17 protein-coding genes are annotated in these 26,766 nt (G+C 70.7%); 3 read left to right on the forward strand and 14 right to left on the reverse strand.

Annotation, left to right across the window (positions count from 1 at the left end; genetic code table 11):
• Positions 1-38 precede the first annotated feature (38 nt).
• Positions 39-2,900 (reverse strand): peroxidase family protein, encoded by a 2,862-nt coding sequence (locus tag OOK31_RS15715; RefSeq protein WP_267013141.1) that lies wholly within the window; start codon positions 2,898-2,900, stop codon positions 39-41.
• Between the two features lie 466 nt (positions 2,901-3,366).
• Between OOK31_RS15715 and OOK31_RS15720 the strand changes: the two genes are divergently transcribed.
• Both OOK31_RS15720 and OOK31_RS15725 read left to right on the forward strand, forming a co-directional pair.
• A complete protein-coding gene (locus OOK31_RS15720) occupies positions 3,367-5,073 on the forward strand; it encodes a thiamine pyrophosphate-binding protein (RefSeq protein WP_267013142.1) in 1,707 nt (568 codons plus the stop codon).
• Positions 5,074-5,097: 24 nt separating this feature from the next.
• Positions 5,098-6,489 carry a hypothetical protein gene (locus tag OOK31_RS15725; RefSeq protein WP_267013143.1) on the forward strand — a complete coding sequence of 464 codons (1,392 nt, stop codon included), beginning with the start codon at positions 5,098-5,100 and terminating at the stop codon, positions 6,487-6,489.
• 96 nt (positions 6,490-6,585) lie between these two features.
• On the opposite strand, the gene OOK31_RS15730 is transcribed toward OOK31_RS15725, so the two are convergent.
• The 5 genes from OOK31_RS15730 to OOK31_RS15750 form a co-directional block, all read right to left on the reverse strand.
• A complete protein-coding gene (locus tag OOK31_RS15730) occupies positions 6,586-7,062 on the reverse strand; it encodes a hypothetical protein (protein ID WP_267013144.1) in 477 nt (158 codons plus the stop codon).
• Between the two features lie 15 nt (positions 7,063-7,077).
• Entirely contained in the window at positions 7,078-7,746 is a 669-nt protein-coding gene (locus OOK31_RS15735) for a CAP domain-containing protein (protein ID WP_267013145.1), read from the reverse strand.
• Positions 7,747-7,886: 140 nt separating this feature from the next.
• Positions 7,887-10,925 carry a hypothetical protein gene (locus tag OOK31_RS15740; protein WP_267013146.1) on the reverse strand — a complete coding sequence of 1,013 codons (3,039 nt, stop codon included), beginning with the start codon at positions 10,923-10,925 and terminating at the stop codon, positions 7,887-7,889.
• Positions 10,926-11,021: 96 nt separating this feature from the next.
• The gene (locus OOK31_RS15745) at positions 11,022-12,089 is read right to left on the reverse strand and encodes a hypothetical protein (protein ID WP_267013147.1); all 1,068 of its coding nucleotides are present in this window, start codon (positions 12,087-12,089) and stop codon (positions 11,022-11,024) included.
• Between the two features lie 3 nt (positions 12,090-12,092).
• A complete protein-coding gene (locus OOK31_RS15750) occupies positions 12,093-13,052 on the reverse strand; it encodes a serine/threonine-protein kinase (RefSeq protein WP_267013148.1) in 960 nt (319 codons plus the stop codon).
• Between the two features lie 240 nt (positions 13,053-13,292).
• Between OOK31_RS15750 and OOK31_RS15755 the strand changes: the two genes are divergently transcribed.
• Entirely contained in the window at positions 13,293-13,865 is a 573-nt protein-coding gene (locus tag OOK31_RS15755) for a GNAT family N-acetyltransferase (protein ID WP_267013149.1), read from the forward strand.
• A gap of 60 nt (positions 13,866-13,925) precedes the next feature.
• On the opposite strand, the gene OOK31_RS15760 is transcribed toward OOK31_RS15755, so the two are convergent.
• The 8 genes from OOK31_RS15760 to OOK31_RS15795 form a co-directional block, all read right to left on the reverse strand.
• A complete protein-coding gene (locus OOK31_RS15760) occupies positions 13,926-14,834 on the reverse strand; it encodes a hypothetical protein (RefSeq protein ID WP_267013150.1) in 909 nt (302 codons plus the stop codon).
• 241 nt (positions 14,835-15,075) lie between these two features.
• Positions 15,076-17,253, reverse strand: coding sequence for a PQQ-binding-like beta-propeller repeat protein (locus OOK31_RS15765; RefSeq protein ID WP_267013151.1), 2,178 nt, complete (start codon positions 17,251-17,253; stop codon positions 15,076-15,078).
• Between the two features lie 87 nt (positions 17,254-17,340).
• On the reverse strand, positions 17,341-19,686 hold the full coding sequence (locus OOK31_RS15770) for a PQQ-binding-like beta-propeller repeat protein (protein WP_267013152.1): 2,346 nt from the start codon (positions 19,684-19,686) through the stop codon (positions 17,341-17,343).
• 37 nt (positions 19,687-19,723) lie between these two features.
• Positions 19,724-21,751, reverse strand: a complete 2,028-nt coding sequence (locus OOK31_RS15775; RefSeq protein WP_267013153.1) for a serine/threonine-protein kinase — start codon at positions 21,749-21,751, stop codon at positions 19,724-19,726.
• Between the two features lie 113 nt (positions 21,752-21,864).
• A complete protein-coding gene (locus OOK31_RS15780; protein ID WP_267013154.1) occupies positions 21,865-22,974 on the reverse strand; it encodes an alpha/beta hydrolase family protein in 1,110 nt (369 codons plus the stop codon).
• 57 nt (positions 22,975-23,031) lie between these two features.
• The gene (locus tag OOK31_RS15785) at positions 23,032-24,198 is read right to left on the reverse strand and encodes a serine hydrolase (RefSeq protein WP_267013155.1); all 1,167 of its coding nucleotides are present in this window, start codon (positions 24,196-24,198) and stop codon (positions 23,032-23,034) included.
• A gap of 88 nt (positions 24,199-24,286) precedes the next feature.
• A complete protein-coding gene (locus OOK31_RS15790) occupies positions 24,287-24,757 on the reverse strand; it encodes an RICIN domain-containing protein (RefSeq protein ID WP_267013156.1) in 471 nt (156 codons plus the stop codon).
• 137 nt (positions 24,758-24,894) lie between these two features.
• Positions 24,895-26,496 (reverse strand): hypothetical protein, encoded by a 1,602-nt coding sequence (locus tag OOK31_RS15795; protein WP_267013157.1) that lies wholly within the window; start codon positions 26,494-26,496, stop codon positions 24,895-24,897.
• Positions 26,497-26,766 lie beyond the last annotated feature (270 nt).

Genomic DNA, 26,766 nt, shown 5'->3' on the forward strand with positions numbered 1-26,766 from the left:
ACCGCTGCCCGTGCGGGCAGCCCGAACGAGCGGGCCTCTCAGCCGCGACCGCCATCGGTTCCCTTCGCCGTGGCCAGGCGCCAGGGCGCGAACGCGCCGGCCGTGCGCGGCAGGAGGCCCGCCAACTCGGGGCAGTGCCGCACCACCACACTGCTCATGCCATTGCGCTCGATCCAGTCGATGCCCAAAGGGGTGTACACCTCGGGCCTGAAGTCGACCGTGAGGAAGCGATCGCTCTGCAGGCGGCGGGTCGCCATCAGGATGAAGATGCGGAAGGCGGTGTCGCTGAAGCCGAAGCCCTGCGGCGGGTTCTCGGCGAAGAGACCGACCATGGTGTCGATGTGATCGACATCGCGGTAGACCTCCTTCAAGCGTGCGACGGTCTCCGCGTCGCACGACACGTCCTCGAACCGCCGCACGCGCGGCTTGTGCAGACCGGCCCGGAAGTCGTTGTAGCGCGGTACACCGCGACGCCGCGCCCGTACCAGATCGACCACGGACAGGTCGATGACCTCGCCGTCCCGCTCGAACGACCGCAGGGCGTGCGGGTAGTTGTTCAGCGTGATCGCGCCGGGATGAGCGATGCCGAGCGAGTACAGCGAGTTGGCCAGACCGGCCTTGCGGATGAGCGCCTCCGCAGCGGGGCCCTGCACGTCGTTGAAGCCGAGGGTGTCCAGACTCCGGCCGAGCCGGTGGTCCACGATCTCGAAGTCGTCGGGGAGCAGCGGGTGCATGCGGTAGACGGTGACGAAGTCCTCGGTGAGCGAGTACGGAGCGGAGTGGTGGTCCGGCAGGGTCTCGGGGATGCCGGTCAGTGAATGCGCCTCGAAGAGCCACAGCCCCAGTTGTTCGAGCCACTTCTTCGGCGGTCCCTGCCAGTTGGTCTTCAGGCCGACGTCGATCACTTCGGTGGCGAGGATCGCGGGAGTCCACTCAACGGTGTGGATCTTCGCGATGAGAGCCGAGACGACCAGCCGCGCCGTGTGGTAGACACGGTCCTCGCTCAAGGCCGGGTACTCCTGCCGCAGTGCCTCGCACACGGCGTTGTGCTCGCGGGCGAAGAGGGTCTGCATGGCGCTGAGGCCGTACCACCAGCTCTCCGCGAACCCGGTGAGCGGGAGGCCGTCCGGCCCGGCCGGCAGATGGCCGTCCTCCAGGCGCAGCGCGGCACCGCCCCCCGGCTCGCGCAGAGACCTTCCGGTGTCCTTGTCGCCGCCGTAGATTTCGGAGCCGTCCCACCAGTGGGACGCCGCGTTGGCGAACAGCGTCGGCGGACCCTTGCCGTCGGCCGGGTACAGGCCCTCGTTCTCGGCGAAGCGCATGACGTTCTCGGGACGTCCGCCCGGAGTGTTGCGCCACGTGACACCGGGAGGGAGCGGCACCTCGACGGACTTCGTGCCGGTGGGGTAGCGCTTGTGGTTGACCCAGTCGTGCACCTGGAACTGGATCCAGGCGGCGGCCAGGACGTTGAGGGAGCGTGCCGGAATGAAGACGTCGCGGTGCAGCAGCTCGCGACTGACGGTGACCGGGTTCGGCACTTCGAACAGCTCTGGTTGGTAGACGGGCGCGAGGTTGCGGCCGAAGGCGGACCCGACAGCGCCCATCTTCGGAGCGGACAGGTCGTTGTAGGTGCCGTCGTAGCTCCGCGCGAGCCGCATGTCTTCGTCGATGGGATCGGGGACGGGCTGGGCTCTGGGCGGTGCCTCGCGGAGCTCGGTGTCGAGCAGATTGTCCTGGCGCAACTTCTGCCGAAAGGCCAGGAGGTTCAGCAGACCAAGGCTCGTGGGCAGCCGGTGCCAAGGGACGAATCGGTTGAGGCCGCGGAAGGCGGCGCGCAACGGCACGCCCAGTACGGTGTTGCGCCGCGGCTCGACATGGGCGAACCGGTGACCCAGTCGGTGGGCGCTGCTGGCTTCGTAGGCGACCTTGCGCGCACGGTTGAGGTTTCCGAGGGGCCGAAAGTCCTCCGTGGTGTTCCACGGGTTGAAGGCGAGCTCGTCAACGCGTGCGGCTGATGCGCGGGCCTCGGCGGAGCTGATGTCATGGCACGGGATGGTCAGCGTCGCCACCCGCACGAGGGGCGTGTCCCCCTCCTTCCACTCGGCCGCGCCGTCTTCGACGGGCGTCCGGCGGGCATCCACGTAGCGCTGGAGGTACAACTCGAAGACGACGTCCGCCTCCTTCAGCCTCGTTGCGAGTTCGTGCTGAAGGAAATCGGGGTCGGCGGCGGAGGGTGCGGGGGCCGACGGGGCGTCGGCCGCGGGGCTCAGCTGGTAGCGCACCGGCCCCGCGTCACCCCACAGGATGGCGCCGCGGCTCCAGTACGTCTCTAGTGCCAGGCTGCTCACGGGGCGGCTCGTACCCGCCCGCACGTTGCGGCGCATGCGCGCGGCCGTGGACCAGCCGACCGAGAGCGGCAGGGTGACGAACAGCGCGACGGCCTTCCGCAGCGTCGAGTCGGCGCCCGCCATGGCCTTCGCGAATTCGACGAACTCGACCGCGTTGCGCGCGTGCGAGACCGGATGGCTCGTCATCAGCAGGTCGTGCGCCTCGCCCGCTCCTGCCGCGATGCGCAAGGCCGCTCCGCGCATGTCGGGGGCGTGGTCGGGCTGGCGGGCGCCGTTCGCATTGGAGAGCCGCACGGTGACGGGGTACTCGGCACCCGGTTGTGCGAAGCCGGACCGCAGGTCGGGGGGCAGGTCGCCGATGAAGGCCAGACGCGCGTTCTCCGCGCCGAGAACGGCCTTGGCGTGGAACGTGCGTGCGAGGTCGGAGGCTCCACTGCGCTTCCTGGTCTTGAGCTGGACCCGCATGAGCTCGCGGGCGAGCCGCTCGAAGACGAGGCGTTCCGCCTCGGGGTTGCCGCCCATGTAGTGCTCGTACTGCCTGGTCTCGGCCATGTGTGCCTCTTCGCCAAGGCGCACCCCGCTCTCCGGACGCAATGCCGGCGGACGACGAGGTGACGCTGCACGGCTGCCCGGGAGCGGGTCCGCGGGCACCTGGGTTACACACGGCAACCCTGACTCAGTGGTGCGGCCGCGTCGCGCGGAACAACGCAGACGGGTGGCATCCGCCTCGCGCCCCCGTAGACGTCCGCCGTACGAGCTCTGCGCGCGCCGTGAAGGGCGACGGCGGCCCTGTCACTCGTACGGTCCACTCCATGTGCGGGAGCGGGATGCGCAGGGTACTGGCAGACTGGTTCTGGAAGATCGCACGGCAGCGTTGTCCGGCGCGTGCGAGCGCTTCTTCCCGCATCAGTGGGCCACTACGGCCACCACAGCTCCTCGCCCGAGGCGTCATTCCCGCATCCGGGGACGCTCGGGGCGTCTCCGTCACAAACGCGGGGGAGTGGACGAGGGAACGGCGATGAGGGTTTACGAAGCCATAGTCAAGGGCCTGGAAGACATCGGAGTTCGGGCCGCTTTCGGCGGTGCCGGAGAGAACGCCGCCGGCCTGATGCTGGCCCTGAAGCATTCGCAGCAGATCCGGCCGATCATCACGCGGCACGAGCAGGCCGCGTCCTTCATGGCGTGCGGCCACGCGATGTACACGAACGAATTGGGCTTCTGTTTCGCAACGGCAGGTCCCGGTGCGTTCAACCTGTTCTCCGGTCTGGCTGTCGCGATGTCCGACTCCTACCCCGTCCTGGCAGTCTCGGGATACGCCTCGAGGGCATGGCAGGGATGGGGCTCCCTCAACGAAACCTCGGGCCTGAACCGGACGCCCGACTCCCGGGCCATGTTCGCCGCCACGACGAAGAAGTCCTTCCTGCTCGCCGACGCCGCCGACACGTGCGACGTGCTCGAGGAAGCCGTCAACATCGCCTTCGAGGGAAGGCCCGGACCGGTGCACATCCACGTTCCCGAGGACCTCACCCACCGTGGTGTCGAGGTGACGGACTTCCGGCACATCCGGCTCGACGTGGCCCCGGTCGTCCCGGATCGGGCCCGCGTGGCGGAGATCGCCTCGGTGCTGGCCGACGCCCTCACACGGCGCAAGCGCATCGTGGCGCTCGTCGGGTTCGGCGCGATCCGCAGCGGCGCGGGAGCGGAGGTCCGGCGCTTCATCGAACGCTTCCAGATTCCCCTGCTCACCACGCTGGACGGCAAGGGCATCGTCTCCGAGGGTCACCCGCTCTCGGTGGGTGTCTTCGCGGACAGCGGACACTCCAGTGCGTGGAAGGCCTTTCGCGAGGCCGACGTCGTGCTGTGCGTCGGCAACTCCCTGAATCAGCACGCCACGTTCAACTACCGCGAAGACCTCTTCGAGAACAAGGTGCTCGTCCATGTGAACATCTCCGAGACCGAATTCCACAAGGCCTACCGGCCCGACTACGCGCTGCTCTCCGACGCGCGCCTCGGGCTGGCCGCCCTCCACGAGGCACTGGACGAACGGGTCGGCGACGTCCCGGCGGTCGACGTCGACGGCCGCGACTACGAAGCCCGTCACATCACGCACCTGACCGGAAAGATTCACCCGGGGGAGCTGGCCCAGACGATCGGCAGGATGCTGCCCCCACGAGGTGTTCTGCTCGCCGACGCGGGAGCACACCTCGCCTGGCTCGGCTACTACGTGGAGCTGGAGGAGGGGCAGAACTTCCGCAAGGTCGGTTCCTTCGGGCCGATGGCCGGCCATGTCAACGGCGCCATCGGAATGAAGGTCGCGCACCCGGAACGGACCGTCGTCGTCGGGTGCGGCGACGGATGCTACTCCTTGTCCGGCTTCGAGCTGATGACCGCCGTCGAGAACGACATCCCCGTCATCTGGATCGTCTTCGACGACCAGGAATTCAAGCTGATCAAACTGTTCCAGCTCGTCACCTACGGGGAGACGGGGCTCGTCGAGTTCCAGAACCCGGACTTCGCCGCGTACGCGCAGGCGTGCGGCGCCGACGGCTACCGCGTCGAGACGCTGGGGGAGTTCGAGAAGGCGTTCCGTGAAGCGCTCGCCTCCGGCCGGCCCTCCCTCATCGACGCCCGGATCACGCGATGGGCCGTACCCCACTACAGCCCCTCGCCCGACGGAGTCATCGCCGGCCTCGTCGAGACCATCGAGGCACGCTTGCGCGGCTGACGGCGTCCGTGAAGGGACAGCAGCATGAACGACCCGATGAACAACCACAGCCGTGCCGGGTTCGATGCCCTCGTGAACCGCCCGCTGCTCACGTCGATCTGGCGTCGCCGCACCCACCGGGTCAGCCGCGGCAGCTCGGTCGAGGCCGGTTCGATGAGCTGGGCCTCCACCGCGCCACGAGCCCCGCTGACAGAGCTCGAAGAGGCCGTCCTCATCGCCATCACGGGCTGCTCCGGCCTCACCATGCCGGACCGTCCTTTCGCGGACCCCCGCGACGGCAAGCCCATCATGGCCAAGCCGAACCTCAACATGGCCGGCCGGACCGCGGGCAGCCCAGACAACGCCCAAGGCACGCACTTCTTCCTGATCAACGACACCGGCACCTACTTCCTGCGCAACCTGCCCCCTGCATCCGACGGAGGGGCGTCGGCGCTAGACCCGGAAACCCTGTGTGCGCGCGCCGCCGAGGCGAAGGTGCAGCTCCTCGACCACCGCATCGACGTACCTGAAGGAGAGCGGGACTTCCCCGCCTACCTCGACTCGAACCGGTTCCTGTCGAACCTCCCGGGCACCACCCTCCTCTTCCCTGTGGTGGACCTGTCACGGCAGTACATCAACGGGCTGATGTACCTGCTGACCCAGCCCGAGGGGGCACGGCCGGCGATCGTCGACGACCGGAACCTCTACCGCTCGGCGGGCGTGCGCAAATGGGTGAAGTCGGGGTTCCTGAACGAAGACATCAAGCTGCCCCTGGGATTCATCTGGGCCATGCGGACGCAGATCGAGGCCGACCTGCTGCTCCAGAACCTCATGCTCACCGCCGACGCCATGGGTCTCGGAGCCTGGATCCACGCCTCGATCGCCCCGTCGATCATGCTGGGCGACCCGAAGTTCCGTCCCGCCTACGGTCCCATGCTCGACTTCGACTGGACCGTCCCGCGGTGGAGACCGGCGGACCTCCTGCGCTGGCAGGTGCCGCTTCCGCGCTACGCAGACCTGAGGGCGACCGCCGTAGGCCTGCGGCACAACGGTGAACACCTCATCAAGGCGATGTGTCCGCCCAACTACGGCACCATGGGCGAGGCGGTCGACGCCGTCGTGGCGGGGAAGTTCGGGCCGGCGGGCATCTACTCCGACGAGGGGCTGTTCGCGCGCATCTACCGGGGGGACTTCGGAAGGCAGTACCTGCACGAGGCCAGCGACTACTCCGCCGACGTCATCGCGTGCACGCGGGACATCTGCACCTACATCTACGAGACTCACGGGCGGTTTCCCGCCCACTGCGACACGATCCACGTACCCGGCGTGTGGCTCCAGGCCCATCACCTCGAGAACGCCTACTACGAGCGGTACTTCCGCGACGGTCTGACCGAGGCCCACCGCACTCACGACGAGTACTGGCACGGGGAAGGGTGACGGGACCTTGAGAACGGGACCTTGAGAAACGGACCTGTCCGGGACGGTGACCGTCCCGGACAGTCCTGAACCCCTCGTGGTACCGGGCCGTCAACCTCAGTCGATCCGTTGACAGATGGCCACCGGCAGTTTCGGTGACCAGGTCTCGGTGCTGTGGTCGTAGGCTTGGGCATAGCCGTTGTTCCCGGGGGCGCAGGGAGCGGTGATGTTCGTCTCCAGATAGACGGCCCCGCCGGGGATGCCGGAGTTCGTCTTGGCGGTCACGGTGCTGTGGTACCTGATCTTGCCCGTGTTGTACTTGACGACCACGTAGACCTTGCCGCCGAGGGTGAAGTTGCCACCACCGATCTTGAGATGGCCTCGGTAGGTGTACTGGAACAGGTAGAGGTCGCCGGGCGCCTTGTCCAGAGCGGCCGGAGTCGTCGACAGGCCCTGGGTGGGCAGGCCGACGGGTGCCGCGTCGGCCGTCGCCGTCGCCATCGGTGTGACGCCCAGGCCGACCACGGCCAGCGCTGTCGCGGTTACTGCGGAGCGGCGCGCCCAGCCAGAGGCCGGGCGTCGGAACGTGTGCATGGCTGCTCCCTTTCCCTAGGACCCGCACCTGCCGAAGGTGACCACGTAGGTGCCGGCCTGGCTCTGGTTGGCTCCGGCCGGGTCCGCCGCTCCGCCCCTGGACGCGGCACCTATGTCGGTCAGGGAGGGGTCGCGGATGATCTCGGCGTGGCCCTGCGTACTGATGTTCAGCCACCAGTTGACGGCTGCCTTCGGAGTGCCGGCTCCGCCCCACCCGTTGTAGACGATCTCGCGGCCCTTCCACGCCCCGCCGTTCGCGCAGTAGCCGCCGTCCTTGATGCGGCGCCCGATCTGTTCGTTGGCGGTTCCGGAAACCTGCGGGTTCTGGTGCGGATTCTTGCCCTTGCCCCACCACTTCTGGGCCAAGGAGGCGTTCAGGTGCGTACGGGCCGCCGACGTCAGCTCGGAGCTGAGCGGAAGTTCCGAAAGACCGAGGCGCCGACGCTCGTCGTTGATCAGGCACACGGTGGCGAGGGTCTGGAACATGGTCCCGAAGCCGAAACGGCCCGGGTTTTCGGAAGGCGCTATGTCGTCGGCCTCGGGACCCATCGAGGTGCAGTCCACCGGGGTGGCGGCGGTCGGGGCGGCAGCGGCAGGGACGGCCGCCGGGACGGCCGGAACCGACAGGGCGACCGCGACTGCGAAGGAGACGACGGATGTGGCGCGCGAAATGCGGATTCTCATGGTGACTCCCTCCTCTCCCGCGTACCGGTACAGGAACGGGTCCGGAACTGGAGGCGGTGGGGACGGCATGGTGCGCCGCTTCCCATGGTGCGCCCCACCGGGCGGCTCTGCCACTCGCGGACCGTCAGCTGCTCCGGCCGCTATCGCTGGGCGCCTCCGGACCCGCGGTGCTTGACACCGCACCTCGCCGCGTGAGCGCGGCCTACCTCCGCGGCCTTGGTGCCGAGGTGGTGTCCGAGCGCCCGGTAGGCGTCGAACTGGGCGTGGTCGAACCACTGGTCGAAGGTGGCCTGGCGGGGGAAAGCCTTCTCCCGGAGGGCGTAACTGAGCAGCTCGTACGGCATGTCGGGGGTCAGACCGGCCTTCACGAAGATGATCGTCCCCTTTGTGTCGGCCGGTGCGTCGGGCGAGAACTGGACAGGTTCCGGGTACTCGATCGTGCCGCGCACCACGCAGGTGGCGGAGAACCGGCCGTTCAGGGAGGCCATCGGCACCTCGGGCGCGAGCGGTTTCGCGCTGCCGGGAACCAGGTTCAGCAGATCCTGGCCCTCGTCATCGAAGGTGATCGTCACTCCGAGGTCCTCGTAGGCGAGTGTGATCGCCTGCGCGAGGGTGGTCGCCAGCGGCGGCGAGTCCCCCGAGGCGTCGATGACATAGACGGTCCGGCAGCGGAGCCGGAGCATCTCGACCAGCCCGAGATTGTCGAAGTGCCCGCCGTCGGTGCACAGCAGCAGGGGAGTGGTGTCCGAGTACCGGCCCACCAGCTCCTGGAGCTGGTACCGCAGTCGCCGTACCCGCGGCAGCCGCGGCATGATCCGGTTGGGCCCGTACGTCGCCAGCTCCGCGAGGTACAGGGGATTGGGCACCCAGGTGCCGAGCCGCACGTTGGACAGCGCGAGCAGCCGCTCCATGAACATCGTCTGGGAGCCCATCGCGGAGGCGAAGGCCGCTCCGGACACGGCGACGGCGGACTGTACGGTCAGGTCGCGCCCGATCAGCGCCGGGGCGGTCTTCTGCAGGGTGCCGGTGCGGACCCAGCCCGTGTCGGGTCCGCCGCAGTAGTCGGAAGCGAAGGTGAAGGGGACGGCGGGCCGGCCGGGCGCGGTGCGGTTGCGCAGGGAGACGGCCGCGGAGGCGGCGAAGATGACCTGGGGGAAGCCCTCCACCCGCTGTGCGTAGGGGTTCAGCAGGGTCGGCTCGTTGTTGTAGTCGTACGGCAGGGCGCCGACCGAGCCGTCCTTCAATACCGCGCGGCGCACGGCGAAGGCGCCGGCCAGCCGTTGTCGGTAGAAGGGGTGCAGGCTGAATGTGGTCTGGTCGATGACGAGCGTCAGCACGATCAGGGCGATCGGCACCCCCCACTGCCAACCCGCGTGCCAGCTGCCCGCGTAGACGGCGGCCCAGGACATGAGGGCGAGGCCGAAGAACGTGACCAGGAGCAGAACCAGCCAGCACACCAGGGCCTTCACCCAGCTGCTGCCGACCTGCGTGACGAGGGACGTGCCGCCCCTGGCGAACGGACCTGCCTGCTCACCGTCCGGCTTCAGCCTCTTCACCGTTTTGTGTACCGCGGTGAACCACGTACCCGCGGCGGTCGCCGCCGCGGTGATCGCGCCGAGCAAGGCCACTCCCGCCCCGCTGTCGTCCCAGTACCCAGCCTTGCCGGCCTTGTGGGCCAGAGAGGAGAAGAACCAGATCACCGAAGGAAGGACGACCGAGTACGCGGCGACCGCCAGCGCGATGCCGGTGAGCGTGTTCACCGTGCTGCGCAGCCATGCGGGGCGGGACTTGTCGCTGCCGGCCCGCGCGAAGGCGTACCCGACGGACACCAGGCCGGCCAGGCCGAACAGGGCGAGGACGGGGCGCCAGGCGTTCGGGTAGAGGTCAAGGGACGCGTCGAACACGCCGGCTTCCGCCGCGAGGGGGCGGAGTTCGGTCAGTGGAACGTGCGAGTAGAGCTGATGCAGGAACTGACCTGCCACGGCGAAGACCAGCGCCAGCATGCCGAAGGAGACGGCCATCCCACGCAGCACCGCCCCCGCGGCGTTCAGCTTCTCCTTGGGCGCGTCCGCCAGGTACTTCGCGTGGCGGCGGATGTGGTCCTCCTCCGGGCTGCCCGGCGCGAACACGTCCGCGGGTTTCGCCAGACCGGGCCGCACCGAAGGGCTCCCGTCCGGGGCCCGGAGCCGGGCACCGGTCAGGGCCAGTTGGAAGGCTCCGGCGGTGTACCCGCCGCCGGACACCGACACCAGATACCTCGCCTCGAGCAGTTGGCCGCGCAGCGCCTGCAACGCGCCGAGGGTGACCGAGGCCGACCGGATGCCGCCGCCCGAGACGCAGAAGCCGAGCTCCGCGGGGTGGCGGCCGGGCGGCTGGTACGCGCGGGTACGCCAGCGGGTCACCGCGCTGTCCTCCGGGCTCCGGGCCTCGGCCTGGTGCGGCCCCGCCGGGTCGGGGGCGGTCCACTCGGGCCGGGGTTCCCAGTCGTGGGGCGCGGCGGGCGGGACGATCACGTCCGGGTCGCTCCACGGGCTCTCCGTGCCGTCCGTGAGCCTATGGGCGTGGGCCACGACGGGACGGGGGCGGTCCTCCAGCGCACTCCGCACGAAGGAGGGGTCCAGAACCCGGCGGCAGTAGAGGGTGACGACGATCAGGATGGCCGCCGCCACCAGCGGGACGACGAGCGCCCATTTGATCTGGGCGAAATAGGCCGCACGCGTCAGGTCCGGTACCGGGTCGGCGGCGAGCCGGTTCAGAGCCCTCCAGAGGAAGAGGTTCTCCACGCAGTCCGCAACCACCGGCACGGGGGTGAGGGCGCGGGCGCGCCGGGCCCACAGCCGGGTGGACTCCCGGTAGAGGAAGAGGTGCCCGAGCCCGAAGGCCCCGGCCAGGGCCGCCGCGTAGCCGGGAATGAACATGCGCCAGTCGAGAACGAGGCCGTCCTGGAACAGCTTGCTGCCGTCCCCGCCTTCGACGCCGTTCACGATGGTGCGGGCCTCTTCGGCCGTCGCCGCGAACTGCAGGAGCAGTTCTCCGTTCCCTGATGGCTTGTCAAGGAACGGCGGATCCACCGAGTACCAGACGATCATGCAGAGACCGGCAGCGAGCCCGAACAGACACAGCCCCACCGCCCAGCCCGGAATCTCTCGCAGCCTCAACTGCGTCGGAGCATTCGGCATGCACGCAGAGTAGTCAACCGGACTCCGCCCGGACGTCATTTGTACCGGTGCGCGCCGCCGGAACGCACAGGATCCGAGCGAGGTCGTAGTTTCGGGCTACGTCGCGTTCTGGCCGGCGCCGCTGTCCCCGGCCGGCGGCGGTGGGCTTTCGGGCGGTCTTGCTCGGAAGGGGTCCAGTCCTGCGGCACGTTCGTGGTACGGCAACCGCGACATCTTGGAGACCAGGGCCCACATCTGGCGTTCGCCGGCCAGCTCGCCCGGAAGGAGCAGCCCGAGGGATTCGGCGAGCGGTTTGCGTCCCGAGTTCACGAGTGCTCTCACGGCCGCAGCCCATTCGTCGGTTGCCGATACGGCCGCGCGGTACCACACCGGAATCAGGACGCCCGGCAGGACAATGGCCATGAGCAGCAGCGGGACATCGGGGTGGGCGGTGGTCAGGGCTGCCGCCGCACAGAGGACGACGGCGCAGTGGCCGAAGACAAGGGCAACGAAGAAGTCGACATTCGCGCGTGCGAGATCGACCTGTCGGCGGACCTGCTCCGGCGCGTTCCCGGTCAGTTCGTTCCACATCACCTGGGTGTCGAGGCGGAATCGGTCGTAGCCGTACTCCTCAAGCCGCCGGATCGCATTCCCCAGCCTCGTCGGTGCCAGCTGCTCGGGGGCGACCGGGTAGCGGGCGAGCCGTTCGCGGAGCAGGGCTCGCTGTACAGCGGTGCGCCGCCGGTCCTTACGGGCAGCCCGTGCGATCCGCGGGTGGGCGCGCAGGGCAGCCAACCGGACGCTGTCGTCCCGTGCCAGCCGGTTCTCCCGCTCCTCGCGCTCCAGCCGCATCAGCGTGAGCCGGTCCTGCAGATCCTGCTTGGCCTGACCCCGGCGAGCGCACCCGTACGCGGCGAACGCGCTGGGCCAGAGGGCGTACCCCTCAAGCACACGGTAGAGAGGGTTCTGCAGGGCGCTGAGGGCCAGCCCGAGGAGTACCGAGACGCTCAGCACTCCGACGGACAGTGGCGTGCCACCCGCCGACCACAACTTCGCGGACCAGCCGCGCCCCAGGCTCGGCCAGACGGCCACGACGAAGAGGCACACGTTCAACGCGGTCGGCAAGAGCCATCCCACCAGCACTGTCCACGCTCCACCCAGAGCGCTCTTGGCGATGTCACCCATGGGTCACCACTCTTCGTCATCGTCATCGAAGGGCGGTCCAGGCGGTGTGCTCTCGGCCGACCCGTCAAGCGGGGGTGAGGCCGACCCGGGGGCCGAAGGCGGGTCCGGCATCGACGCGGCAGAGCGCAACTCGGCAACGAACTCCAGGCACGAGGCGTAACGATCCTCAGGACGCTTGGCCAGCGCCTTCGCCATCACAGCATCGACACCGGGCGCGATCTCCGGACGCCTCTCGGAGAGGGCTGGGGGTGGATCGTGCATGTGTGCCAGCAGTAGCGCCATGTCGCTGTCGCGCTCGAATGGCGGCCGGCCGGCGATGGTTTCGTAGACGACACACGCGAGGCTGTACAGGTCGCACCTGCCGTCCAGCAGCCGGTCCGAGAACTGTTCCGGCGCCATGTAGTCGACCGTGCCGACGAACGTGCCCGCGGTGGTGAACCCGGCGAGCGACGGCGACTTCTTCGCCAGACCGAAGTTCGTGAGGTAGACGTCCTCGGGGTGGTCGCTGTCGGTGCCGGCGGCGACCAGGATGTTGGCGGGCTTGACGTCCCGGTGCACCAGATCGTGCGCATGGGCCGCGTCGAGTGCGGATGCCACTGGAGCGGCGATGCGCAGCGCGGCCGGAACGGGGAGCGGGCCCTCTTGGTCCAGCAGGACCCGCAGATCCGGACCGGGGACGTACCGCATGGCGAGGTACAGGACGCCGTCGGTCTCACCGGCTTCGAAGATCGGCAGGATGTGCGGGTGGTCGATCGACGCGGCAATCCGCGATTCGTGAGTGAAGCGGCGTCGGAAGGTGTCGTCACGGTGGAGCTCGGGGGCGAACAGCTCGAGCGCGACGGTACGGTCCAGGTGCAGGTCCGTGGCGCGGTAGACGACGGACATTGCCCCATGGCCGATCTCGCGCTCCAGCCGGTAGCCCGCAATCTCACTACCCTCCAGGGAACCTCGGCGTGCCTCCATCGATCAGCCACCACCTTCATGCCGGGAATCGCATCAGGGTCGCTCGGAGCCGTCGCCGCAGCACCGGAATCATTTGCCGAGGTTGGGAGGGATGCGGCTAGCCCAACGAGCCGCTCCTCCACAGTAAAGTCTACCTAAACCGGCTGATATCCGACTGCCGCTGGCGTGTTGGCGTGCGCCTGTGCGAGCGGGTCGCATGGTGACGGGCGCCCACCACGTACGCCGTGACATCGTGGTGCCATGACCATCGCAGTTCGCCCGGCGTCAGTCTTCGAGGATGTCCGTACCCTGGTAGGTCCGAAGTCACCTGGGGCGAACGTCTGCTGGTGCCTGAGCTACCGGATCCCGTCCAAGCTCAACAACGAGCTACGTGGGCCGGCCCGCGGTGAGTACGTCGCCGAGCTGTGTCGGACGGCACCCCCTCCGGGGGTGCTCGCCTACGACGGTGACGAGCCGGTCGGCTGGGCCGCGGTGGCGCCGCGCTCGGACACCTCCTTCGCGCGCAACCGTAAGATCCCGCACGTTGATGACCTGCCGGTCTGGTCGCTGTGGTGCATCCGCGTCCGCCCCGGTCATCGCAAGAGGGGAATCTCGCACGCCCTCATTGCCGGAGCGGTTGAGTTCGCCCGCACCCACGGCGCACCGGCCATCGAGGCGTACCCACTCGACAGCGGTGGCGCCAAAGTCGACGTGACGATGGCGTACGCCGGGATCCGGAAGAACTTCGAACGCGCCGGGTTCACCCACGCCGCCGACACCACTTCGGTGCTGGCCGGTCATCCCCGGGTCCTGATGCGGCTCGACCTGCGCTGAGCGACACGGACAGCGACGCCGTCGAAGGTCCGCCCGTCGTGCTTTTCCAGATCGAGCTGGTCACACACCGCCCTCGATGAGCGTCCAGCCCGAGGAGACCTGGGCGAGCGAGCCGACGTTGGCGTAGTTGCCGTTGACGAGCGTCGAGGTCCAAGCGGTCCCGTCGTTCTTGTAGAAGAACAAGCTGTCCGAGGTCCGGCCCACCTTGTCCCAGATGCCGGAGGTGCCTATCTTGCGGAAGTCGATGCCCGAGCCGTCGGTCGCCTTGGACACTCGGAACTCGAGTTCGCCACCGGCCCTCGCCCAAGACAGCACGGAATCCTTGGTCGCGGTCAACTCCCCGAGGAAATCGTCTCTCGGGATGCTGCCCGTGTCCGTGTAGACGCCACCCTCGAGGGTTCCGTAGCCCACGTTGCTCCAAGGGAATTCGCCCGACCCGTGCCTGGCCGCCGAGACCAACGTGTCGCACGATGCTGCCATGGTCCCCCAGCCCTTGCTGAAGTTGTCGTACACGCGCACCTGTCGGTAGACGCCGTTCTTGAGGGTGCCTGTGACGCCGTGGCCGGTGTTCCCGTTGTAGAAGATCACGGAGTCGCCGGACGCCTCGACGAAGGTCCAGCCCGTGGAGAAGTTGTTGAAGGTCTGGGTGCGGGCATAGTTCCCGCCCTTGAAGGTGCCTACTTCCCCGGCCCCGGTGTTCTTGTTGTACAGCACCAGCGAGTCGCGGCTGGCTGCGGCGTGCGTGTAGCCGGCCGCGAGGTTGAACGCCGACTTGTACTGCCAACGGCCGGCGGAGAGGGTGCCGGTGCCGGCTTCGCCGCTGCCGGCCTTGTAGAACAGGATCGAGGTACTCGGCGTCGTCTCGTTGCAGTACGGCGAAGCAGCGGTCGCGGATGTCACCGGACCGGCCAGCAGGACGGCCGTCGCGGACGTCGCAGTGGCAAGTGCGGCCACCAGGGATTTCCTCATGGTTCTCCCCATTTCCTCGCACTTGGGCGCATGCGGCACCAGGGCGTGCGGCCGGCCATCAGGGCATGCCGGAATTCCCCGCGCCGCCGTGCGCGAATCTGAAGGAGGACGCCCTTACGCGCAGCCGGCCCCCACGGCGCCGGGCAGCCGCCGCAACCGACCTTGTCCCACGCTCGTGCTCAGGCATCCTCGTTCATCGTGCGCTGCCCATGCCCGCACCGCATCTCGGTCGCGGCGGATGTCAATCGAGGGGTACGGCCGCGAGGCGGTCGACGGTCTGGGGGTAGAGCCGGTTGCCGCGCTGGACGATCATGGTCGGGCCGTCGGGCATGTTCACGGCGCCCGCGGCGAGCGTCCACGCGACGCGGCGGGCGGCGACGTCCACCGCGACGACCGCCTGACCGGCGCCGCCGACCGCCGCGTAGAGCTCCCCGCGGAACGGAGCAGGAGCCGCCAGCATGGAGACGTACGCACCCGCGTCGTGGGTCCACACCTTCTTCCCGGTCGACTCGTCGAAGGCCTGGAGCGCCCCGTCCGCGACGTACACCGCGCCGTTCACGCAGACGGGCGCGCTCAGCAGCTTCGTACCCTCCGGCTCCAGTTTCCAGGCCACCGCGCCCGTTACCAGGTCCACCGCAGTGATCCGCTCCTCGAAGTCGAAGACGTGGCGGTCCGAGGCGACCGGGGGGTTGATGCCTCCCGACTGGTTGGGTGATGCCGCCTCCTGGTCGGTGCGGACCCGGCAGGCCCACAGCAGGCGGCCCTCGCGCAGGTCGACGGCGAAGACGCGTGCGGGGTCCGAGCAGATCAGGCGGCCGCCGGAGATGATCGCCGACATCATGAGCGAGCCGTTCGAGTTCAGGACGGCGCCCTCGATGCGCGTGCGCCAGCGCAGTTTCCGGACGCCCAGATCGTAGGAGAGCAGCCAGGCCTCCTCCTGCTGTCGCTGGTCGGGGGAGCGGAAGTACGCCTTCAGGTAGAGGCATTCGGCGTCCGCGGCGAGCAGCTGGGTGGTCTGGGCGAGGCCGCCCAGCACGGCCGGGTCGGCCGCGTCGGCGGGGAGACGGCCGGTGCCCGGGTCCAGGTATCCGGCGCTCGCGTTGCCGTCGTCGTCGAATACGAAGCCCACGAGGCGGTCTCCTGCCACCGCTACCTCGACCTTGGCGGTCTGGGTCTCCCACAGGATCCGGCCGTCGGCCGTCGAGATGCCGCGCAGGACGTCGCTCGTGTGGATCAGGACCTCGTCGGACGCGACGGCCGGGGAGGCGGAGAACGGGGAGGGAACCGACCACAGCGGGGCCGGAGGGGTGCCGGGCGGGCGGGAGCTCCGTCCGGGGCCGGGCGACGCCGTACGGTTCCCCGAGCCGGAGCCGGGCCCCGAACCAGGGCCCGAGCCGGGGAGGTTCCCGGTGGCCCAGAGCGCCGAGGCGCCGCCCACGGTGGTGAGCGCGGCGGCCGCCGTGCCCGCGATCAGGGTGCGGCGGGAGAGCGCGCGGCGTGGGGCGGGGGCGCGCAGCGGGGCGGGGGCGACGGTGGCGACGTCGCCGATCCGGCGGGACAGGTCGGCGAGGAGCGCCTGCGGCAGCAGCTCGGCGAACTCCCCGGGGTCGAACGGCCCCCACTCGTCGCGCAGTCGGCCGGGCGCGGGCCGGTCGCCCGGCTCCGGTGACAGGCAGGCGGTGAGCGTCCCGCGCAGTCCGTCCGGCAGGCCCGTCAGGTCGGGGTCGGCCCCGTGCCGCAGCAGTTCAAGGGTGCTCTGCCGGCCGCGGGCGTCGTAGGGGCCGTGACCGGTCGAGGCGAACACCAGGACCCCCGCGAGGGCGAACACGTCGCCTTCCGGGCCGGGCGGTCTCCCGCGCGCCTGCTCCGGTGACATGTACGCCGGTGTGCCCGCGAGTCCCCCGGCCTCCGTGAGGCGGGGGCTGCCCGGGGCCTGGGCGAGCCCGAAGTCGATGAGCCGGGGGCCCTGCGCGGTGATCAGTACGTTCGACGGCTTGACGTCCCGGTGGACGAGTCCGGCACGGTGCAGGGCGGCGAGGGCGGCGGCGAGCGCGGAGCCGAGTCCGCGGACGACCGGTTCGGGCAGCGGCCCCCCGGCCGCCACCGCCTCCGTCAGCGAGGGCCCGATGAGGTACGCCGTGGCCAGCCAGGGCCGTGCCGCGTCGGGGTCGGCGCCGAGGAAGGCCGCGGTGTGCTCCGCTCCCAGGGCCCGCGCGGCCTCGGCCTCCAGCGTCAGCCGCTGGCGGTAGCCGGGCTGGTCGCCCAGGTCGGACCGGACGGTCTTGACCGCGGCGAGGCGGCCGCCGGCGGTGCGGGCCAGGAAGACGGTCCCCATGCCGCCGGCGCCCAGTCGGCCGAGGAGGGTGTACTCCCCGAGCCGTTCGGGATCGTCGGGCAGCAGGGGCAGGAGCGTGGACATGACCGGTGGACTCCTTCGGGGCGGCGGTCGTACCTGTGCGCGCTTGCGTGTGCGGGCGAAGGCGGGCGCGGGAGGGAGGGCGCGGGGTCAGTCCGCCGGGAGGGCGACGACGGCGGACGGCCGGGCGACGAGCAGGGTGCCGGGGACCGCAGCGAGTTGGAACGGTTCCCGGGCCTCCACCCCCGCGAGCCCGGTCTGCCACAGCCGTTTGCCCGAGGGCAGGCCGGTCGCGGTGACCTGGTGCAGAGTCGCGAGGTAGAGGGTGCGTCCGGAGGCGCTCGCGGTCATGCTCCCGAGCATGTTCCACTCCAGGTTCTCGGTGAGCGTCTGCTCCCACAGCGTCCGGCCGGTGTCCGGGTCGACGGCAACGATGGGGCCCGTGCCGTCGTCGGTCAGGTACAGGGTGCCGCCGCTGAAGAAGGGCGGGGCGTTGGTCCCGGCGACCAGGGCTTGCGACTCCCACAGCCGGGTGCCGGTCTTCAGGTCGTAGGCGTGGGCGCGACCGCCGGAGAGCAGGAACAGTCGTCCGCCGCCCGCCGGGTCCACCACGGAGGCGGGGCCGCCGTGCACGTTTGGGTAGGAGCGGTTCCAGAGCATGCGTCCGCTGCTCCGCTCGAAGCCCGCGATCGCGAGGGTCCGGACGGCCGTGACGTCCCGGAACATCTGCTGGGATACCTGCACCTCCACCACGACCGTCTCGGGTCCGACGGCGGTGGCGAGTCGCGCGTTGCCGAATCCGCCCGGCAGCGGGGTGCGCCACAACTCCTCGCGGTGGTCCAGGTCGAACGCCGCCAGCAGGTATCCGCCCGTCGGACTCCCGTCCCCCATGAGCAGCCACGCGGTGGCGCCGTCGGCGGCGAGCACCCCCGCGAGCTGCTCGCTGCGCTGGAGCCACTGGGTACGGCCGTCCCGCATCGAGCAGAGCGACAGTCCCTCGCGCGTGGCCGTCAGGAAGCGGTCGCCGTGCACTTGGACGGGCGGGCTGCTGCCGCCGTCGGGCAGCTGCCACACCTCCTTGCCGGTGCGCAGGTCGTGCCCGTACAGGACGTCGCCACGCGTCATCAGGCAATGGCCGGCGCTGCTCACCGGGAGGAGCCGGGTGCGGGCCGTCGGGTCGTCCAGGCGCCACAGGGCGGCCGGCGGCATGCCGGGCACGCGGGGGCTCGTACCGGAACCGCTCCCTGCCGCGGACGGCCCGGTGCGGCTGTCCTCGCGGGTCAGGGCGGACCAGGCGAGGGTCCCGGAGACTCCCAGGGCCGAGCCCGCCGCGCCGGTCAGCAGGCCGGACAGGACCCGGCGGCGGGTGGGCCGGGCGGCCGCGTCGGGGGTGGCCGGAGCCGGGCCGGGGGTCGGGGGCGTCGCCGCCTGGGTGGCGGGGTGCGGGGGCTCGTGCGCATCGGCGTCCGCCGGGGTCCGGTCGTCCGCATGCCCGTCCCCGTCCCCGTCCGCATCGGCATCCGCATCGGCGATCTCCAGGTCGGCGATCGCCTGCGTGCGTACGGCCAGTGCGGCGACGACCCGGCCGGGCAGCGGCTCCGGTGGCCGCTCCGCGTCCTGCCCGCCTGGGGCCAGCGTCCGGCACAGCTCTACGGCGGTGGGGCGGTCCGTCGGGGAGGAGGCCAGCGCCGCGGCCACCACCTCGCCCAGCTCTCCCGGCAGGCCGGGCAGTTCGGGCCGGTTGTGGAGGGCGCGGTAGGCCAGCACGGGCGGCGGGCCGTCCCCGAAAGGCAGCCGCCCGGTGGCCGTGTGGAGCAGCAGCACCGCCAGGGAGTACACGTCGGCAGCGGGGGAGGAGGGCCGCCCCGCCGCTACTTCCGGGGCCATGAAGGCGGCGGGCACGGTCGACACCCGGCTGTGCGGTTCGGGCCGCCCGGGCCCTGCGTGGGGTCGCGGCCCCTGCCCCTCCCCCCGGCCCGGTTCGTGAGGCGAGCGCGGGGACTGCGTACGGCAGGCGTGCAGGGCCATCAGCAGCGGGCGGCCCATGGTGAGCCAGACGCCGTCGGGTGCCACCGCGCCGTAGCTGATGCCCCGGGCGTGCAGGGCGGCCAGGGTGTCGGCGATCTCCGCGGCGAGCCGCACCGACTGTTCCAGGGGCAGGGTCCCGGACTCCGTTCCGAGCCGCCGCCCCACGTCGGAGAGGGACACGGCAGGGGTGTGTACGAGGGCCACCCACGCGGGCTCGGTCCCGGTGTTCAGGTCCAGTACGGCCGGCACTCCCGGCACGGGCCCGCGGCTCAGCGTCTCGGCCGCCCGGTACGCGGCCGGGGGCAGCAGGCACACCACGGCGTGCCCGTGGTTCCGGTCGCGGCCGACGTACATGCCGCCCCGCGGCGGCACCGGCCGGGGACCGGGCCAACGGGCCAGCAGCCGGTACGGCCCGGCCGACCGCGGGTCTTCGGGGCGCAAGCCCTCCCCCAGACGTCCGCCCCCCATGCGTTCCCCCTCACCTCGTGGCCCCGCCCGGGGCCGGTCACATGCCCGGCAGGGCGCGGACCGCGCTCCCGCGTTGCCAGATGACGCTGCCTCCGGCGACCGTTCCCCGCCAGGGAACGCCGGACCGGACCTCCCCGGCTGGGGCCGGTGCGAACACGTACTGTTCGGCTGCCCGCCCGCCGTGCACCACGAGGATGCCGAGCTCGGGCCTCCGCAGCGGCGCGAAGATCCCGGATCCCGCCACCAACGGAGCCTGGTCCTGGGCCAGTTCGTCGGTGGCCAGCACGGTCCAGGCGGGGGCTCCGGTCTTCACGTCGATGCTCCGGAGCTGGCGGCCGTCGGCGACGTACACGGTGTCGCCGGCCGGCGTGGGCACGCCGAAGCCCGCGCTGTCGTCCGCGGGCAGGGTCCACAGCTGTTCGCCGCGCCCCCGGTCCAGGCAGGTCAGCGTCCGGTCTCCGGCCCCGCCCAGCAGCACTCCGCCCGCGGACAGGACCGTCCGCGAGCCGTCGGCGCCGGCGGGCCGCCGCCACACCGGGCTGCCGTCGGCGGCGGACAGGGCCACCACCCCGCCGGCGGCGGAGGCCAGGAGCAGCCGCCCGTACCCGGCGGCCGCCGAGAGCACCGTGCCCGACACGGGGACGGGCACGCGCCAGCGCACCGCGCCGTCCGCCCGCTTGAGCGCGGCCAGGCGGCCGTCGGCGTCGAGGACGTACACCTGGTCCTCGTCGGCGGCGAGCAGCCCGGTCACCCCGTCGCGCGCGCGGTGGCGGACCGTACCGCTGCCGGGGTCCAGGAACAGCAGGGCGCCGTCCGGGTCCAGGGCGACGGGGCGGCGGCCGCCGACGAGGTCGCGCACCACCGGTCCGCGCCAGCGTCGTTCGCCCGAGACCGGATCGAGGAGGAGGAGCTTGCCGCCGCCGTCCGCGAAGCACACCCGGCCGTCGACGTCGACCGGCCCGAAGGCCGGCTGCGCCGCGGCGCCGTCGTACGACCACAGGGGCCCCGGCACTGTGCCGGGCGGGCCGCTCCAGCGGGGGGCGGGGGTGCGGCCGGGGCCGTCGTCCTCCTGGAGGGTGCGCAGGGCGGTGGCACCGGCCGCCACGAGTAGTACGGCGGCCCCGGCGCCGGTGAGCACCCTGCGCCGGGTCGGCAGCCGCGGGCCGGCGCCCAGGGCGGCTGCGGCCCGTGCGATCTCGGCGGCGTCGGCGAGCGCCGTGGACGGCAGCCAGCGGGTGGCGGCGCGCAGGGCGGCGCCCCGCAGGTCGAGTTCCGCAGCCACCTCCGCGGCGGCGGGCCGGTCTTCCGGCTGCTTTTCGAGGCAGCCGCGGATCACGGGCGTCAGCTCGGACGGAACGTCCGTGAGGTCGGGGGCCTCGTAGGCGATGCGGAAGTCCGAGCGGACCGGGTCTCCGTCGTAGAAGGCGTGCCGGCCGGTCAGCGCGAAGACGAGCAGCGCGCCGAGGCAGAAGACGTCGCTCGGCGGTCCGAGGGGACCCTTCACCACCTGCTCGGGCGACATGTAGCCGGGCGTTCCGGGGCGCTGCCCGGTCGCGGTCAAGGTGGCGTCGCCGGTCACCCGGGCGATGCCGAAGTCGACGACGCGGGGGCGGTCGGCGCCGAGGATGACGTTCGACGGTTTCAGATCGCGGTGCACGACCCCGGCCGCGCCCAGGGCCGCCAGGGCCCGGCCGAGCGCCCCGGCGAGGACGCGCACGGCGGGCGCGGGCAGGGGACCGTGGCGCAGCACGGCGGCGGCGAGGGTCGTGCCGGGGACGAACTCGGCGGCAATCCACGGCACTTGCTCGGCGGTCGAGGAGCCGAGCACGTTGGCGACGAAGGGGCTGCGGACCAGCGCCGCGGCGGCGGCCTCGCGGGTGAACCGCTCGCGCAGGTCCGCGTCGCGGAAGAGTTCGGGCCGGATGGTCTTGAGGGCGACCGGACGCCCCCGGCGGCGGGCGAGGTAGACCGTCCCCATGCCGCCGGCCCCGAGCACCCCCAGGATCCGGTGACCTCCGAGCTGCGCGGGCGTACCGCCCGGCAACGGGGCGATCACTGGTGTCATGCCGTTGATCGTATGCGTGCGTCCGTCAACCAGCCTTGGAATCAAGAAAGTTGATGTCTCGCTGGTGCGGGCCCGGTGGGGTGAGGACGAGCGGGTTGGCTGAGCGGGGTGCTTCAGCCGGCCTGGGCGAATTCGTTCGCGAGGCGGGGGATGTAGTCGGCGAGGGCCGGGGCCCAGCAGCCGTAGGTGTGGTCGCCCTTGCAGGTGGGCGACAGGGCGGAGCCGTTGCCGTAGTTGACGAAGCGGTTCGGGATGCCCAGTTGGTTCAGGCGGTTCGCGACGTTGGTGGAGGCGACCGCCGTCTTGCCGTCGATCAGACCCTGGTTTCCGGTGTAGAGGGTGACCCCGGTGTTGGCGAGCTTGCCCAGATTGGCGAGCGAGGCGGGGTTGACCTCGTTCCAGATCCGGTCGTTGAAGATCGCGTACGGCGAGCCGAAGATCGCGTCGCTGTCCACCGCCGGCCCGTAGCCGGTGCAGTTGCCGGTACCCGAGGTGGTGGAGGCGCACCAGGCGCCGGTCAGGTTGAGCTCCGTGGCCAGCACCGCGGCACGGACCTCCCACAGGCCGAAGTCGATGCCCCCGGACAGGGAGGCGACGCGCCCGAACAGGTCGGGTCGGGCCTGGGCGTAGTGCAGCGCCCCGAAGCCGCCCATGGACAGGCCGACGACGGCGCGGTGGCCACGGTCGGGCAGGGTCCGCAGGTTGGCGTCGATGAAGGGGACCACCTGCAGGAGGTGGAAGGTCTCCCAGTTGGCGGCGCCCTCGGCGGTGTTCTGCATGTGCCAGTTCGCGTACCAGCCCTTCAGGCCACCGTCCGGTACGACGGTGATCATCCGGTCGTCCCGCAGGGCCGGGGCCGCGGCAGCGTCGTCCACGTTTCCGCCACCGCCGTGCAGGAAGTACGTCACCGGCCAGCGCTTGCCCGGCTCGGCGTAGTAGCCGCTCGGCAGGAAGACGCGTACCTTGTGCCGGCCGGAGAGCTGCGGCGTGGTGACGGTGAGGGTGAAGTCGGTCTCGGAGCGCACCTCGGTGGCTCCGGCGACCTGGGTCAGACCCTGCCCGTCGGTGAAGGCCGGGATCGTGGGGGCGTCGGCGACGCCGGCGGCGTGGGCCGCGGAGCCGGTGAGGGCCGTCGCCACGACCGTAGCCACGGCGGCGGCGGTCAGCGCGGTGGCCCGTACCGCGGCGCGGAAGCCGGCCGCGCCGGTGAGCAGGGATCGCACGGTGGTTCTCTCTTCTGTGAGGCCGGTCTTGTGGCGCGGTCAGGGTCAGGGTCAGGGTCAGGACGGCGTCTCGCACAGGGCGCTGGTCAGGGTCTTGTACATCTGCGTGCCCGGGACGTTCGTGGCGAGATGCGCGTTGGTCATGACGGAGGCGTGCCGTCCGTCCTCGGTCACGAGTGTCTGCGAGTAGTAGCCAGGGACGGCTCCATCGTGTCCCCAGGCCGTGCCGCCGCAGGGCAGGGCGATCTTCAGCATCCCGAGGCCGTAGCCGTTCCCCGAGCCGGACTGCCCGAGCTCGAAGGTCTTCTCCATCTCGGCGAGGTTCGCGGGCGAGAGCACCGTGCCGTCGACGATCGCCTGGTAGAACGCGGTCATGTCCCGGAGCGTGGAGATGACGGCGCCGGAGGCGTAGAAGGTGGACGGTTCGAACGCCGTCCCGTCCACCCAGAAGAAGAACGAGCCGATCCGGGTGCCCCGGTAGCCGTGGATCGCCGGGCTCGGCACGGCGCGGTCCGTGGGGGCGGGGAAGCGGGTGTGGGCCAGGCCGAGCGGTTGGATCACCTGCTGGGTGACGGCCTGGTGCAGGGGCAGGCCGGTGATCTTCTCGATCAGCATGCCGAGGATCTCGTAGTTGGTGTTCGAGTACTGGAAGGCGGCGCCCGGCTGGGAGGCCGGGGCGAAGCGCAGCCCGTCCTTCACCAGGGCCGCGAGCGCGTACGAGCCGTCCGGGCGGGCCTGCGCGAGCGGGAGGCCGTTCACCGGTATGCCGCTGGTGTGCTGGAGGAGGTGCCGGAGGGTGATCCGGTTCCCGTCGTAGCCGTTCACGGAGACCACACCGGGCAGATGCTGCTCGATGGGGTCGTCGAGGCCGATCCCGTTGGCCTCCGCGAGCTTCAGTACGGCGACGGCGGTGAAGGTCTTCGACTGGCTCCCGACGCGGTAGTACTCGTCCGGGCCGATCGGATCGTTGGTGTTGATGGTGGCCGTGCCGGTGGAGAGGTTCCACGAGACGTCGCGGGTCCCCGCGTACACGCCCGCCCCGGGACCGCCGCCCGCCTTGAGCTCGTTCAGAGCCGCGAGCGTGGCGGAGTGGTCCGCGGCCGCCTGGGCCGGGGTCTGTGCCTGGGCCTGTGCCTGTGCCTGTGCGGCCGTGGGCACTGCCAGGAGCGCACCGGCCACACCGAGGACGAGCGAGAACCGTAACGCGGTCAGCTTCAACTTCATCGAACCTGCTCCTCGTGGAGGGAATCGCCTGCCGGAATTACCGGAATTGCCGGAAGGGGGAGGGCTTCGGCGTGCGTCGCCATCGGGCTCAGGACCAGCTCTGGTACGGAAGGCTGTTGCACGCCCAGGTACGGAAGCCCTGGGAGCTGTCGTCGATGCAGCGCGAGGTGCTCTGGTTCTGGAAGCGGACGGTGCCGTCGCCCCAGGCCTGGACCCACCAGCTCTGTTCCGGGCTGGAGTTGCAGACCGCGGTGCGGAAGCCGCTGTTGGTGTCCTCGATGCAGCGGCCGGTGTTGATGTTCATCAACTGGCGCGTCCCGTCACCCCAGACGTGCACGCTCCACTGCTGCGGATTCGAGCCGTTGCAGCTCCAGGTGCGGAAGCCGTTGCTGGTGTCGTCCATGCACCGGCTCGTGGCCTGGTTCTGGAAGGACTGGACGGCGTCGTACGCCCTCACCGGGCCGGCAGGGCCGGAGGTGGCGGCCAGGGCGCCGGTCGCCGGGGTGAGGGAGGTGAGGGCAAGGGCCCCGCCGAGCACAAGTGTTGTCGTGACGCGCATGTGATCCGTCGTCTCCTTCGTGTCCGTGGGACTGGCTGGGCCACAAACTAGGAGTCGAGGGAGGGGGCAGGGCACCCGGAACCATCCGGAGTGACAGCGGGCTCCAGGCGATGCCCCGGCCCCGCCGCCCACCACGGTCAGTTGATCGCGGGGCCGGGGCCGTTGAGCCACGCCCACTGGGCCCAGTCGGAGAAGCCGGTCTGCCAGGTGTGGTAGACGCCCGCACGGCTGGTCCCGAAGACCTCGATGCGGCCGTCGGCGTTGGTGGCGGCGGTGATGTCCGTGCCGCCGGTGCCGATGGTGACCCAGTCACTGAAGGGGGCGTTGATCCCGGTCTGCCAGGCGTGGACGGCGATCTCATCGCTGATCGCGAAGACCTCCACCCGGCCGTCGGCGGTGCGCTCGCTGGTGAGGTTCGAGTTGGCCGGGCCGCCGGTTCTCACCCAGCCTGACCAGGAGGCCGGGCTCTCCTGGTATCGGTGGAAAATGGCCTCCGGTCCGGAGGCGAATACCTCAAGACGCCCGTCGGCATTGTGGTCCACCGTCAGATCGTGGCCGCCGCCTCCGAAATGTTCCCATGCGGACCAGCCACCGTTGGGGGCGAGCTGGTACTGGTGCTCGAAAACCGTGCCGTTGAGAGCGAACACCTCAAGGCGCCCCTCGGGGGACTTCCCCATTTCCAGACGGGCGTCGACGGGACCGCCACCGGTGAATTCCCAGCCCGACCAGCCGGCGTTCGGCGCGGTCTGGTATCTGTGGTACACGCCCTTCGGGCCGGAAGCGAAGACCTCGATACGGCCGTCGGCATTGGTTCCGGCGGCGATATACCGGCCACCGGTGCCGAATCCCTGCCAGCCGGACCAGTCCCTGGACGGGCCGGTCTGATAGATGTGCTGGGCCGTATCGCCGTTGATCGCCAGCAGCTCCAGCCGGCCGTCGGCGTTGGGAACGATCGTCATCTGCGCGTTCCGCGGACCGCCGAGCGGCCGCCAGGCCGACCAGCCACCGTTCACCTCGGTCTGCCAGGCGTGGTACACCCCGTCAGCTCCGGCCGCGAAGGTCTCCAGCCGGCCGTCGGCCGACCGTGCCGACACCGCACGGCCCGTCTCAGCCGGGCTGACGGCGTGGTGAGAAGCAGCCTCGGCAACCCTCTTGTAGCGGTACGGGCTGGCGGTGAACAGGCCCCCGCTCGTGGTGTAGTTGATCGGTCGCTCATATCTGACGGACCCCGCCCCGCCCTTCTCTTCCATGGTGAAGAAGCGCGTGTGCTCGTGGTTGGCCCAGCCGGCGAACAGCACGACATGACCCGCGTCGCCGCCGGTTCCCGGCCCGAGAGTGCCGACGGCGTCACCGGGCTTCAGATCCTCCCAGGCGATCGGATCCAGGAACTCGGGCAGGGTGACCGTACTGGGGGACCAGGACAGGTGCAGTGCCATGGCGACGAAGCCCGAGCAGTCGGTGCGGTAGTGCCTGCCTTCCAGGTCCGGGTGGGAGTCGTCCTGGTTGTAGTAGACGTTCAGATCCACCCAGTGCTGGGCACGGAGAAGGATCTCGTCGCGGGTGATCGGGCCGCCCACGTCCGACTGGATGCGCTGGGCGGAGCGGAGCCCGATGCCGTTTCCGGCGGCACTGGCCCCGGATCCCGTCGCGATGACGTTTGCGCCTGCGAGGGATATCGCAGCCGAAAGTCCACCGGCGGCTCTCAGAAGTGCTCTGCGGGAGGGATGGTGTGCGCTCACGACGGGCTCCTGGTCGGTAGCGGTACGAGGCACTTGCGGAAAAGGGGACCCGCCGTGGTCGCGCTGGGTCACAGTGTGATCGCGCTGAAAGCTAACCGAGAGGGACACGGCCCGGGGATCCGGAGCATTACGGATGGTCACCCGCGGACCCTCCCGCTAAGTGCGTTGTGGCAAAGGGAGTCCCTGTTCGATGAGCAGGGACTTCTTCGTGTGCGGGGCATGACCGGGGCGGGGTAGGGGCAGGCAGCGGACGGCTTGTTATGGATCGAG

The organism is Streptomyces sp. NBC_00249 (genome assembly GCF_026342355.1).
GTDB lineage: Bacteria > Actinomycetota > Actinomycetes > Streptomycetales > Streptomycetaceae > Streptomyces.